The 12,885-nt window shown below is 69.0% G+C and carries 10 protein-coding genes; 3 read left to right on the top strand and 7 right to left on the bottom strand.

What is annotated here, in order from left to right; genetic code table 11:
- Positions 1-142: 142 nt before the first annotated feature.
- From Psi02_RS02430 to Psi02_RS02420, 3 genes are read left to right on the top strand one after another with little or no spacing between them, the layout of a single operon-like run.
- Positions 143-1,189, top strand: coding sequence for a sugar ABC transporter substrate-binding protein (locus Psi02_RS02430; protein ID WP_203971288.1), 1,047 nt, complete (start codon positions 143-145; stop codon positions 1,187-1,189).
- Positions 1,189-2,685 carry a sugar ABC transporter ATP-binding protein gene (locus Psi02_RS02425; protein ID WP_203971286.1) on the top strand — a complete coding sequence of 499 codons (1,497 nt, stop codon included), beginning with the start codon at positions 1,189-1,191 and terminating at the stop codon, positions 2,683-2,685. The genes Psi02_RS02430 and Psi02_RS02425 overlap by 1 nt, the downstream gene beginning before the upstream one ends.
- Positions 2,682-3,695, top strand: coding sequence for an ABC transporter permease (locus Psi02_RS02420; RefSeq protein ID WP_203951136.1), 1,014 nt, complete (start codon positions 2,682-2,684; stop codon positions 3,693-3,695). Before Psi02_RS02425 ends, Psi02_RS02420 begins: the two co-directional genes overlap by 4 nt.
- 106 nt (positions 3,696-3,801) lie before the next feature.
- Here the strand turns inward: Psi02_RS02420 and Psi02_RS02415 are convergent, their stop codons facing one another.
- The 7 genes from Psi02_RS02415 to Psi02_RS02385 all read right to left on the bottom strand — a co-directional run bounded on the left by Psi02_RS02415 (position 3,802) and on the right by Psi02_RS02385 (position 12,784).
- Complete coding sequence (locus Psi02_RS02415; protein WP_203971284.1) at positions 3,802-5,604, bottom strand: discoidin domain-containing protein; 1,803 nt, start codon at positions 5,602-5,604, stop codon at positions 3,802-3,804.
- A 130-nt stretch (positions 5,605-5,734) separates the two neighbouring features.
- Entirely contained in the window at positions 5,735-6,712 is a 978-nt protein-coding gene (locus Psi02_RS02410; protein WP_203971282.1) for a substrate-binding domain-containing protein, read from the bottom strand.
- 28 nt (positions 6,713-6,740) lie between these two features.
- A complete protein-coding gene (locus Psi02_RS02405; RefSeq protein WP_203971280.1) occupies positions 6,741-7,739 on the bottom strand; it encodes an ABC transporter permease in 999 nt (332 codons plus the stop codon).
- Positions 7,736-9,223 (bottom strand): sugar ABC transporter ATP-binding protein, encoded by a 1,488-nt coding sequence (locus tag Psi02_RS02400; RefSeq protein ID WP_203971278.1) that lies wholly within the window; start codon positions 9,221-9,223, stop codon positions 7,736-7,738. Before Psi02_RS02400 ends, Psi02_RS02405 begins: the two co-directional genes overlap by 4 nt.
- On the bottom strand, positions 9,220-10,629 hold the full coding sequence (locus Psi02_RS02395) for an aldehyde dehydrogenase family protein (protein WP_203971276.1): 1,410 nt from the start codon (positions 10,627-10,629) through the stop codon (positions 9,220-9,222). Before Psi02_RS02395 ends, Psi02_RS02400 begins: the two co-directional genes overlap by 4 nt.
- Before the next feature lie 13 nt (positions 10,630-10,642).
- Positions 10,643-11,458 (bottom strand): IclR family transcriptional regulator, encoded by an 816-nt coding sequence (locus tag Psi02_RS02390; protein ID WP_203971275.1) that lies wholly within the window; start codon positions 11,456-11,458, stop codon positions 10,643-10,645.
- A 573-nt stretch (positions 11,459-12,031) separates the two neighbouring features.
- Positions 12,032-12,784, bottom strand: coding sequence for an AAA family ATPase (locus Psi02_RS02385; RefSeq protein WP_239094535.1), 753 nt, complete (start codon positions 12,782-12,784; stop codon positions 12,032-12,034).
- Positions 12,785-12,885 lie beyond the last annotated feature (101 nt).

Raw genomic sequence — 12,885 nt, 5'->3', positions numbered from 1 at the left:
CGTGTTCTCCGGCCGGATGCGGTCCCACACCGTCGCGCCGGCCGGTCCGCTTGTCGGTGCCACCCAGGCACCTGACCTGCCGCGGGCGGGGGCACCTCGTGTCCTCGCCTTCTACCCCCCACGTCATGAAAGGCCAAATGGCATGAAACATTTCCTCAGCGCCGCGGGCGTCGCCGCCCTCGCGCTCGCGCTCGCCGCCTGCGGTTCCACCTCGGACAACTCGACGGCGACGGGCGGCGGTTCGACCGCGGCCGCCGGCGGAAAGGTCGGTGTCGACTTCCCCCGGGCCGACTCCGACTTCTGGAACTCCTACAACAAGTACGTTCCGGAGATGGGCAAGGAACTCGGCGTCGACCTGATGCCGCCGACCAACTCGCAGAACGACATCGCCAAGGTCGTGGCGAACACCCAGGCGCTCGTCAGCCAGGGCGCCAAGGCCATCGTGATGGCTCCGCAGGACACCGGCGCGATCGCCTCGACCCTGCAGTCGCTCGAGAGCAAGAAGATCCCCGTCGTCTCGGTGGACACCCGCCCGGACACCGGCAAGGTCTACATGGTCGTCCGCGCCGACAACCGGGCGTACGGCCAGAAGGCGTGCGAGTTCCTCGGCGACAAGCTGGGCGGCAAGGGCAAGATCGTCGAGCTCATGGGCGCGCTGTCCTCGATCAACGGCCGTGACCGCGCCGAGGCGTTCCGCGAGTGCATGAAGACCAAGTTCCCCGGAATCACCGTCTTCGAGGAGCCGACGGAGTGGGACGGCACCAAGGCCGCGTCCATGCTCCAGACCCGCCTCGAGCAGAACCCCGACATCAAGGGCATCTACATGCACGCGGGCGGTGTGCACCTGGCCCCGACCCTGCAGGTGCTGAAGGCCAAGAACCTGATCGTCCCGCCGACGGACCCCAAGCACATCTTCGTCATCTCCAATGACGGCATCCCGCAGGAGTTCGCCGCGATCCGTGACGGCTCGATCGACGCCACCGTGTCGCAGCCGGCCGACCTGTACGCCAAGTACGCGCTCTTCTACGCCAAGGCCGCGGTCGAGGGCAAGACCTTCCAGCCCGGCCCGACGGACCACGACAGCACGATCATCCAGCTGCCCAACGGCCTGGAGGACCAGCTTCCGGCTCCGCTCGTGACCAAGGACAACGTGGACGACCCCGCGCTCTGGGGCAACCAGGTCAAGTAATGACAGTTACTGAAACGGCGGCGGTCGAAGCGCGTGGCATCACCAAGCGCTTCGGCCCCACCGTCGCCCTCAACGACGCCGGAATCGTGATCGCCCCCGGTGAGACGCACGCGCTGGTCGGCCGGAACGGCGCAGGCAAGTCGACCCTTGTCTCCATCCTGACCGGGCTCCAGCGCCCCGACCTCGGCGAAGTCCTCTTCGCCGGTGAGCCGTCGCCGCCGCTGACCGACAGGGACGCCTGGCGTCGCCGCGTGGCGTGTGTGTACCAGAAGTCGACGATCATCCCCTCCCTGACCGTCGCCGAGAACCTCTTCATCAACCGGCAGACCGAGCGCGGTCCGATCAACTGGCGCGCCCTGCGCGCCCGCGCCCGGCAACTGCTCGACCAGTACGGCGTGGCGGTGGACGCCGACTCCCTCGCGGGAGACCTCAACGTCGAGGAACGCCAACTGGTGGAGATCGCCAGGGCGCTGTCCTTCGGCGCGAGGTTCATCATCCTCGACGAGCCCACGGCCCAGCTCGACGGCCCGGCCATCGAGCGGCTCTTCGAGCGGATGCGCGACCTGCGCAACCAGGGCGTGACGATGATGTTCATCTCGCACCACCTGGAGGAGGTCTACCAGGTCTGCCAGAGCGTCACGGTCTTCCGCGACGCCCGGCACGTCGTCACCGCCCCGGTGGCCGATCTCCCGCACGACGAGCTGGTCAAGGCGATGACCGGCGAGGAGACCCAGGCGTACGAGTCCAAGGCCCGGGAGATCGACGGCGCGGCGAAGGTCGTGCTCTCGGCGTCCGGCCTGCGGTTGAAGGACCGCTACGAGGACGTCGACCTCGCCGTGCGCTCGGGAGAGATCGTCGGGCTGGCGGGCTCCGGCAGCAGCGGGAAGGTCGGCCTGGCGGAGACGCTGGTCGGGCTCCGCAAGCCGGACGGCGGCGACGTCACGGTCAACGGGACGGCGATCCGCCCCGGAGACGTGTCCGCCGCGTTGAAGGCGGGCCTCGGGTTCGTCCCGCAGGACCGTCACCACGAGGGTTTCGTGCCGCTGCTGTCGATCGCGGAGAACGCGACCATGCCCATCGCCCACAAGCTGGGCAGGTTCGGCATGATCTCCGGAGAGCGCCGCAAGGCCCGGGCCACGACGATGATCCAGGATCTGGACATCAAGACCACCGGGCCGGACCAGCCGGTCGGCGACCTGTCCGGCGGCAACGCCCAGAAGGTCGTGCTCGCGCGCGCGCTGGCCGACAGCCCGGCGGCGCTCGTGGTGATCAACCCCACCGCCGGCGTCGACGTCAAGGCCAAGCAGTCGCTGCTTGGCGCGGTCGAGGACGCGACGGCCGGGGGAACGGGCGTCCTGCTGGTCTCCGACGAGCTGGACGACCTTCGGATCTGTGACCGGGTGCTGGTCATGTTCCACGGCAAGGTGGTCAAGGACGTGCCACGAGGCTGGAGTGAGAACGATCTCGTGGCGGCAATGGAAGGTATCGACTCATGACCGAATCGGCCGTGCCCGACTCCCTGGCCGTCAGGTCACGCGGGACGGGTCTGAAGCTCGGCAGGTTCAGGGACCTCACGCTGGTCCCGGTTATCATCTTGCTGCTGATCGTCGGCTCCTTCGCCGATCCGGTCTTCATGACCACGGGCAACCTGACCAACGTGCTCCAGCAGCAGTCGGCGCTCGCGCTGGTCGTGCTCGCCGAGGCGCTGGTCCTCATCGCGGGCAAGTTCGACCTCTCGCTGGAGTCGACCGTCGGCCTGGCCCCGGCCCTCGCGGTGATGCTGGTCATCCCGACGTCGGCGGGCGGCTTCGGCCTGGGGGTGCCCGTCGCGCTGGCGATCCCGCTGTGCCTGCTGATCGGGGCCGCGGTCGGCGCGTTCAACGGCTTCCTGATTCTGCGTTTCCAGTTGTCGGCGTTCATCGTCACGCTGGCGATGCTGATCGTCGTCCGCGGCCTCCAGACCGGCATCACCGGAGGCAAGAGCCTGTTCGCCCTGCCCCCGTCGTTCCTCTACCTCGGCAGCGCCACCTGGCTGGGCATCCCCGCGGCCATCTGGATCACCGCGGTGCTGTTCGCGGCCGGCATCGTCGTGCTCCGCTTCTTCCGCACCGGCCGGGCGCTGTACGCCATCGGCGGCAACGCCGACGCGGCACGGGCGGCGGGCATCCGGGTCGAGCGGGTGACCTGGGTGGTCTTCGTGATCTCCGGCACCCTCGCGGCGGTGGCGGGAATGCTGGAGACCGGCAGGCTCGGCGGCATCAGCGCCAACCAGGGCGACGGCTGGATCTTCATGGTCTTCGCCGCCGCCGTCATCGGCGGAGTCAGCATGGACGGCGGCAAGGGCACCATCCTCGGCGCCCTCACCGGTGTCCTCGTCATCGGCCTGGTCGAGAACATCCTGACCCTCAAGGGTGTCCCCGGCGAGTGGAGGAACCTCGTCTACGGCGCCATCATCCTGGTCGCTCTCATGATCAGCCGGCTTGCCGGAGGCAAGGCGCAAGATTGAACGGCCGGCCGTACGGGCTCCGGAGGACGTGCGGCCGCCGCTGGAGGACATGAGGAAGGGCACCGGTGCGATGCGCCGGTGCCCTTTCTCATGCGCCGTACGGCCGTCAGGAGGCGTAGGCCTCCAGTTCGAAGATCCGGGCGGCCTTGTCGGAGTCGCTGGTCGGTGTGATCACGTTGACCCGCACGTACCGGGCGTCGAGCGGAGTGAACGTGTGGGTGGTGACATTCGAGGTGTTGCCGCGCACCGTCGCCACCGTCGTCCAGGTCGTGCCGTTGACACTGGTCTGGAGGTCGAAGTCGCGGGTGTTCCAGCTCGTCTTCTCACCGCCCGCACCCGAGTGGCGCACGACCAGCCGCCCCACCTTGGTGGTGGACTGCAGGTCGACCCGCAGCCACTTGCTCGTGCCCAGCGAGCACCACTTGTCGGACGTGCCGCCCGTCCAGCTGCCGTTGACCGCCTTGGCCGGGCTCTCGGCGGCCGCGCACTGGCTGTCCGCGGTGGCGGGCCTGTTCAGCGCGAGGTTCGTGGTGCTCGCCTGCTGGGGGACGTAGAGCCGGATGTCGGTCAGGCTCGCGCTGCCCTCGTAGACGTTGGTGTACAGGTCGCCGATGACGAAGTAGTCGGGGTACTGCGACCCGGCCGGCCACTGGTTCGGCCACGTCGTGCCGCCGTGGGCGTCGTTCTGCACCAGGCTCGCGTTGTACCTGCCGTCGTACTCGCCCGGCTTGACGTTGTAGTGCCAGATCGGGTCGTTGCCGACGATGAAGTTCCGGTGGAAGCGCAACGTCTTCTGCCCCGCGCGGGCGAAGTTCCCGCTGGCCTCCAGCGTGTAGCCGGTGGCGTCCCGCTCGATCGCGAACGTGTAGAACTGGTTCGGCATGAGCTCGGGCTGCAGCTCGGCGGCCGACGACAGTTGCTGCTCGGCGACGCCGCCCGAGCAGCTCGTCATGAACCACTGGGAGTTGCCGGCCAGGCCGCCGGGGCCGGGGGTCCAGTTGGGCAGCCCGCTGATCCACATGTTGACCGTGTTGAAGCTGCTGTCGCGGTAGTTGTAGTACGTGTTGTTCGCCGAGTTGCAGACCCGGCCGCCGGTGCCGGTCCCCACCCGGTCGGGGTGCTGGGAGAAGGCGTCCATCAGCACCTTGCGGTGGTAGTGCCAGAAGTGGTTGTTCCGCGGCGCGGGGTTGGCGAAGTCGACGATCGACAGGAAGTGGTAGCCGTTGTAGCCGTAGTTCCCCTCCCTGACGTTCTGCCATTCGCAGTAGGGCACGGACGCGTCGCCGGTCCAGCCGGGTGACCGCGAGCCCTCACCCCAGGGATGCTGGGTCTTGCAGCCTGCGGTGGAGTACCCGTTGACCCGGCCGCCGTAGTTGATGGTGCCGTTGCGCTTGCCGCCGAAGTCGAGGGTCTTGAGCTTGTACTCGATGCGGTACTGCTCGGGCAGCTTGTTGGTGGGCCGGAAGATGGCGCCGCCGGTGGACTCCGGCACGTTGAGCACCGCGACGTGTTCGGACCCCAGTGCCTGGGTGGTGATCGACGGCGGTGATTCGAGCACGCCGTCCTTGTTGAAGTCGCGGGCCGACAACGAGGCCGTCAGCCAGCCGTTCTGGCCGACGGTGAACTCCTTGCGGTAGGTCGCGAAGGAGTTGAAGGCGGTGTTCCACGCCGGGCCGTAGTCGTTCTGGTACCACAGCCCCGAGTCGTCCATGATCGTGTCGAACGGCTGGCTGTAGGTCTCCTTGACCCACGGGGCGTTCGCGCCGGTGAGCGGTGCGGAGAAGTCCTCCGAGTAGAGGAGGGTCCATCCCGGGCGGGTGGGGTCGTCGGCCGAGGCGGGGACGCCCGCGGCGAACGTCGCGAGGCTGATGACGGTGGAGGCGATCGCGGCGAAGGTCGTCGCGCGCACGACCCTCCTGGCTTTCCTTCGCATGGTGCTGCCCTTCGGTCGGGGAGCGTCGCTCCTGCGTGACGCCGGAGGCGTCGTGTGGCCGGTCGGGGGTGGCGTCGCCGCACGCCACCTGACCGCGGGCTGATCGTCAGAAACTTCCGTCGGGGTTCTGGTACTTGGCCGCGTTCTCCTTGGTGATCATCGGGGAGGGCACCACGGTGTCCTTCTCGACCTGGGCGCCGCCGAGGATCTCGACCGCGCGGTCGAGTCCCATCGCGCCGATGACGTCGGCGTCGTTGAGGCCGGTCACGAGGTAGTTGGTGCCGTCGAGGATCGCCTTGAGCGCCTCGGCCTGCCCGTCCACGCCGGCGATGATGATCTGGTCCGACTTGCCGGCGTCCGCGATCGCGCGCTGGGCGCCCAGGCACATCGCGTCGTTCTCGCAGAACACGGCCTTCAGGTCGGAGTCGGTCGCCAGCAGGCTCTCCATCACGGTCAGCCCGCCGTCGGATCCCCAGTTGCCGAAGTCGGGGGCCTCGACCAGGGTGATGCCCGTCTTGCTCTGGAGCACCGACTTGACGCCGTTCGTGCGGGCCAGGCCGATGCTGTTGTCGGCGGGGCCGCCCTTGATGATGGCGACCTTGCCTCCGTCGGGCAGTTTCTGCGCCAGGAACTCCCCGTTCTGCCGTCCGATCGCCTCGTTGTCCGGGCCGATCCAGCTCGTGTACTCGCCGGTCTGGAACTTGCGGTCCACCAGGACCACCGGCTTGCCCGCCGTCTTGATCGCGTTGAGCGCCGCGGGCGCCGACTCCAGCGGGCCGCCGGAGATGATCACCGCGTCGACGTTCTTGCTCAGCAGGTCCTCGACGTTGGAGGCGAGCTTGGCCGCGTCCCCGTTGGCGTCGGTGCTGATGACCTCGATCTTGCCCTTCTTCTTGGCCTCCGCGGCGATCGCCTTGTCCATGCCGCTGAAGTAGGGCCCGCCCAGCGTGAAGTTGGCCACGCCGATCGTGTAGGAGCCGTCGCCGCCCGCCGTGGCGGTGTCGTCCGACCCGGATGAGCAGCCGGCCAGCCCGGCGGCGAGGACGCCGGCGACCAGTAGACCGCTGAGTTTCTTCCCATTCATGTAGGGGCCTCCCATTGGTGGTGACTTATCAGGAGCGCACCCGGTTGGTGCGCTGGACAAGGATGACGGCGATGATGATCAGTCCCTTGAGCACCTGTTGCCAGAAGCTCTGCACGCCGTACAGGTTGAGCAGGTTGTTGATCAGGACGAGGACGAGCACGCCGCCGAACGTGGCGCGCACCGAGCCGCGTCCGCCCGCCAGGCTCGCGCCGCCGATGACGCAGGCGGCGATCGCGTCGAGCTCGAACGCCACCCCGACGCTCGGCTGGGCGATGCCCACCCGGCTCGCCAGGACCACGCCCGCGAGCCCGGCGCACGCGCCGCTGATGGTGTAGGCCAGCACCACGTGCCTGCGCACGTTGATGCCGGCGAGCCGTACGGTCTCGGCGTTGCCGCCGATCGCCACGATGGAGCGGCCCGGGGGAGTGCGGGTCAGGAAGACGCCCCCGACCAGGAAGACGGCCAGCATGATGAGCGTGCTCACCGGAACGGGCCCCAGCGTCGCCGATCCGAGCGTGAAGAACCCCGGGTCCTCGGGCGCGATGGGCACCTCGGAGTAGACGAAGGCGAGCCCCCGGATCGTGGTCAGCGCGGCCAGCGTGACGACGAACGGCGCCAGCTCGAACCTGGCGATCAGCGCGCCGTTGACCAGGCCGAAGCCGATGCCGGACACGACGCCCACCGCCATGGCCACCGGGATCGGCAGGCCGGAGACGAGGCCGGCGGTGACGATGCCGGAGAACGCCACGATCGAGCCCACCGACAGGTCGATGCCGCCGGTGAGGATGACGACGAGCATGCCGAACGACAGCAGGCCGGTGGTGACCATCTGCTTGAGCAGGTTGGTGAGGTTGGTCGGGGTGAGGAAGGTGTCGGCGGTGAGCGCCGCCACCAGGACGAGCACGGCGATGAGCGTGATGAACGCCGCCGCCATCGTGACGTCCCGTCCGCCCACCACCAATCGGGGGACCCTGCGGCCCCGGGGATCGGTCGTGGTCGGCGCCGGCTCGGTGAGCTGCCCGGTCATGCGGCCTGTCCAATCGCGTGCGCGAGGATCTCGTCCTCGGTGGTCCGGTCCGAGCGCAGCTCGCCGGTGACGCGGCCCTGGTTCATCACGAGGATCCGGTCGGTGGCGCCCAGCACCTCGGTGAGGTCGGAGGAGATGAGCAGGACGGCGAGGCCGTCGCGGGCGAGATCGTCGATCATGCGGTAGATCGCGATCCGCGTCGACATGTCCACGCCCCGCGTCGGCTCGTCGAGGATGAGCACCCGCGGCTCGGCCAGCAGCCACTTGGCCAGGACGGCCTTCTGCTGGTTGCCGCCGCTGAGGTTGACGACGCGCATCGAGGCGCAGTGGGCCGGCTGGATGCTCAGCCGATCGATCATCTCCCCGACCCGCTCGCGCCGCCGCGCGGCGTCGATCAGCGGGCCGCGCCGCATGCCGTACATCGTGGTGAGGCCGATGTTGTCCAGCACGCTCATGCCGCCGACCAGGCCCGTGCGCTTGCGGTCCTCGGTCACCAGCGCGAGCCCGGCCGCGATCGCGTCGGACGGCGCGCGGAACCGCACGTCTCCACCCGCGACCTTGACCTGCCCGGACGTCGCGGGCTCGGCGCCGAACACGCACCTGGCCAGCTCGCTGCGGCCGGAGCCGACCAGGCCGAACAATCCCACGATCTCCCCGGCGCGCAGGGCGAAGGAGACGTCCTCGAACTCGCCCCGGCGGGTGAGACCGTGGACGCTCAGCCTCACCTCGCCCGGCTCGGCGCGTCGGTCGGGGTAGATCTGCTCCAGACGCCGCCCCGCCATGAGACCGATGAGCTCGCTCTCGCTGGTCCGCGCGGGCTCGGTCGTCGCGATCACGCGGCCGTCCTTGACGACGACGATGGACGTGGCCAGCTCCATCACCTCGGCCAGCCGGTGGGAGACGTAGATCACGAGCACTCCACGCTCGCGGAGCCGCCGGACGAGCGCGAACAGCGACTCGAGGTCGCTTCCCGCGAGGACGGCGGAGGGCTCGTCGAGCACCAGCACCCTGGGCTCGCTGACCAGCGCCTTCGCGATCTCCACCATCTGCTGCCTGGCCACCGACAACCGGCCCGCGAGGGTGCGCGGGTCGATCGCGCCGAAACCGATGCTCTCCAGCAGTTCCCTCGCGCGGGCGTGCGCGGCCGCCCAGTCGATGAGCCCCCGCCGCTTCGGGAAGTTCCCCATCAGCAGGTTCTCGGTGACCGAGAGGCCGGGGACGATGGAGAGCTCCTGGTAGACGGTGCGGATGCCGCGCGCGTGCGCGTCGTGCGGAGACCGGAACTCCGCCGCCTCGCCGTCGATCCGCATCTCGCCGGCGCTCATGGACTGCGCCCCGGAAAGGATCTTGATGAGGGTGGACTTGCCGGCTCCGTTCGCGCCGACCACGGCGAGCACCTCACCGGGACGCCCCACGAGGTCGACCCCGTGCAGCACCTCGACGCCGCCGTAGTCCTTGCGCACGCCGCGGAGCTCGAGGGTCATCCGAACGCCTCCATCACGAGCACCGTCTTCTGGCGGGTGAAGTCGAGGACCGTCTCGTGCAGGCCCTCGCGGTAACCCCCGGTGTCCTTGGTGCCGCCGAACGGCAGGTTCTCCGCGCGCAGCGCGGTCGAGCCGTTGATGACCACGCCGCCGACGTCGAGATGCCTGGCCAGGGTGAACGCCCGGGAGACGTCCCGCGTGAACACCGCGGCGTGCAGGCCGTACGGCGACTCGTTGGCCATCCGCACCGCCTCGGCGGGGTCGCCGAACCTGGCGACCGGCGCGACCGGGCCGAAGATCTCCTCGGCGAACGCCGGGCTGGCCGCCGGGACGTCCACCAGCACGGAGGGGTTGACGAACGCCCCGCGTCTAGCACCTCCCGCGACCAGACGGGCGCCGTCCTCGACGAGCCTGCCCACGGCGGCCTCCACGCGCTCGGCCGCCTCCTCGGTGATCAGGGGACCGACGTCGGTCGACTCCAGCAACTGGTCTCCCACCGTGAGCTTCGCCGTCTGCGCGAGCAGAGAGGCGACGAAGGCGTCGTGCACGCCGTCCTGCGCGTAGACCCGCTTGACCGCGCAGCAGATCTGGCCGTTGCCGCGGGCGAGCCGGCCGAGCACCACCGCCTGGGCGGCCTCGTCGACGTCGGCGTCGTCGCAGACGATGAGCGCGTCGTTGCCGCCGAGTTCGAGGAGGACCTTCTTCAGCGTGCCCGCCGCCCTGCGGGCGATCTCGCGGCCGGCGTTGGTGCTGCCGGTGAGGCTCACCGCCGCGATGCCGGGCAGCTCCGCCAGAGTCTGGGACACCTCCACCCGGCCGGTGGCGAGCTGGTGGGCGTAGGGAGGCGCGCCCGCCTGCTCCACGAGCTCGGCCACCCGGATCAGCGCGAGCGGGCAGTGCGCGGGGGGCTGGACGACGACGGCGTTCCCGGCCGCGAGCGCCGCGGCCGCCTTGTGCGCGTAGAGCTCGACGGGGTAGTTGAACGGCACGAGCGCCGCCACGACGCCCAGCGGCTCCCGCATGGTCACCGCCAAGTGGCGTTCCAGGCCCGGCACGGCGTCGAGCGGGATCTGGCGGCCGAACAGCCGGGTGGCCTCTCCCGCGTATCCCCGGAAGATCCGGATCGCGGCCTCGACCTCGCCCCTCGTCTGCTGCACCGGCTTGCCGTTCTCCTCGGCGAGCAACGTGGCGAGGCCCTCCTGCTCGGCCTCGATCAGGTCGGCCACCCGGCGCAAGAGGCCGGCCCGCTGGTGGGCGGGCATGGCGGCCATCGAACGCTGCCCCTCCTGGGCGTCGTCGACGATCCTGGCCACCGCCTCCGGGGTCATGGCCTCCACTTCCCCGAGTGCTCTTCCCGTGCCGGGATTGCGGACGGTCATGGCCGGCCCCGCTGACGATTGGGACATCCTGGTCGACTCCTCAGATGAGTGTGCTGTCTCGTCCGTTGGGTGTTCTGGCGTCTGCTCGGGCGCGCCGGGGGATCACGTAACCGATCCGGCGGCTGATGTCGGCGGCCATGGCGAGCGCGGTCGGCGCCAGGCGGTGGCAGTCGTCGAGGCTGAACCGGTTGGCGGGCGCGGAGACGCTGAAGGCGCCGACGGGCTGGCCAGAGGCGTTCATGATGGGCAGCCCCACGCAGCGCACGCCCTCCTCGTTCTCCTCGTCGTCGATCGCGTAGCCGCGGTCGCGCACGACGCGGAGCTCGGCGAGCAGCGCGTCGCCCGTGAGCGTTTTCGGGGTGCGCCGGTCCAGTGGGCCGACCAGGATCTCCTCGGCCCGCCGGTCGTCCAGCGAGAGGACGGCCTTGCCCATCGCGGTGCAGTGCAGGGGGGACCGGCTGCCGATCCGGGAGACCAGCCGGACCGACTTGGCGCTCTCGACCTTGTCGACGTAGACGATCTGGTTGCCGACCGGCACGCCCAGATGGACGGTCTCGCCGCTCAGCTCGACCAGCTCGACCAGGTACGGCCGGGCCGCCGCGCGCAGGCCGTCCTCCTCGAGATACTGACCGGCCAGCGTGATCAGAGTGACGCCCAGGTGGTACGAGCCCGCCGCGTCGCGGTCGAGCACGCCCAGCTCGAGCAGCGACGTCACGTACCGGTGCGCCGTGCTGACCGCGATGCCGGCCTGGCCCGCGAGCTCACCCAGCGAGACGCCGGCCTGGCCGGCTTCCGACACGGCATTGATGAGCTCGAAGGCCTTGTCGACACTCGAGGATTTCCGCCCGCTCTTCATTCGAGTAACTCGAATCCATTTTCATATTTCTGCACTATTTTCGCGATGGTTACACCCGAAATTGGCCATGTCAACCCTTTAGGTGCGGGGCTATTCGATGAGAGGTGAGAGGCGGGGGAGGCCTTGCCGTACGGGCCGGTTGAGCTGGGCGGACGTGTGTATTGAGAAGGTTTCTTGTCGGATCGCGTGCATGGCGGGCCGAATTCCTCCGCGCGACTGAATTATGTCTTTATGTACGATCCGTCACTCGGGCTGCCGCCTCGTAGTGGCCTATCCCATATGCGCCCATCTCATATGCGTCAAAAACCATTACCATCGAGCCATTACCGATTCACCCCCCGCCATTCCCCATGTGCCGTGATCATGCACAGGTTCGTGGATCGGGCCTCCGACCAGGCGCTTCCTCCGCCGTGATCATGCACGCTTTCGGGAAAACGGCCATCGACCTGCGGCGACGCTGTTCGTGATCATGCACGGAGCGAGGCCGTACGTCAGGAACCGAGCCCTGCGGTCAGGGTCCCGGGTTCTGGAATGTCACCGTGCCTTGATGAAGCCGGCCATTCACGGCGAGGGCTATTCGGTGAGCAGGTGACGGAGATAGCGATCGGGGGCGGCGAGGAAGTCGCGTGTCAGGGTGACGGGTAGCGCGTCATCGTAGGCGACGGGGGCGATGCCGTCGTCGTTCAAGTGCAGGATCGTGGCGCCGGGCAGTGCGAGCAGGATCGGCGAATGCGTGGCGATGACGAACTGGGAGCCCTGGCGGACCAGGGCGTCGATCCTGGCGAGTACGGCCATGCAGCCACGTACCGAGAGCGCGGCCTCCGGCTCGTCCAGGATGTACAGGCCCTGTGGCCCGAAGCGGTGTGTGACCAGGTCGAGGAACGACTCCCCGTGGGAACGCTCATGTGGTGAGACACCCCCGTACGCCGGCAGAAGCGGCACAGGTCCGATCTCGTCGAGGCGCTCTATCTCTGTCGCGACGTTGTAGTAGGACTCGGCGCGCAGGAAGTATCCGGTTCGGGGTTTCCTCAGTCTCCAGCTGATGACGAGATGGCCGGCGAGAGATGACTCGCTGGCCCGCGTCGCGAACGTGAAGGACTGCGAGCCGCCCTCCGCGTTGAAGCCGCAGGCGACCGCGAGAGCCTCCACGAGGGTCGACTTGCCCGAGCCGTTCTCGCCGACCAGGAACGTGACCGTGGGGGACATCTCCAGGCTGCGCGATCGGGCCAGCCAGGCCACCACGGGCAGGTTGAAGGGATAACCCTGGTGGATCTGCCGTGTGTCCACGCGAATGTCGCGGATGAATCCGGCATCGACGCCTGTCACCGTCATGAGGATAGCCATGGGACGGCCGAAGGCCGGTCCCCGATCGGCCCCCGTCCAGAGGTGGCGATTCCGGCGGCTCACGGGGGAGCGGTGGATTAAGT

It is taken from the genome of Planotetraspora silvatica, assembly GCF_016863315.1.
In the GTDB taxonomy this organism is placed as follows: domain Bacteria; phylum Actinomycetota; class Actinomycetes; order Streptosporangiales; family Streptosporangiaceae; genus Planotetraspora; species Planotetraspora silvatica.
This window is presented reverse-complemented; position numbering and strand designations above follow the sequence as displayed.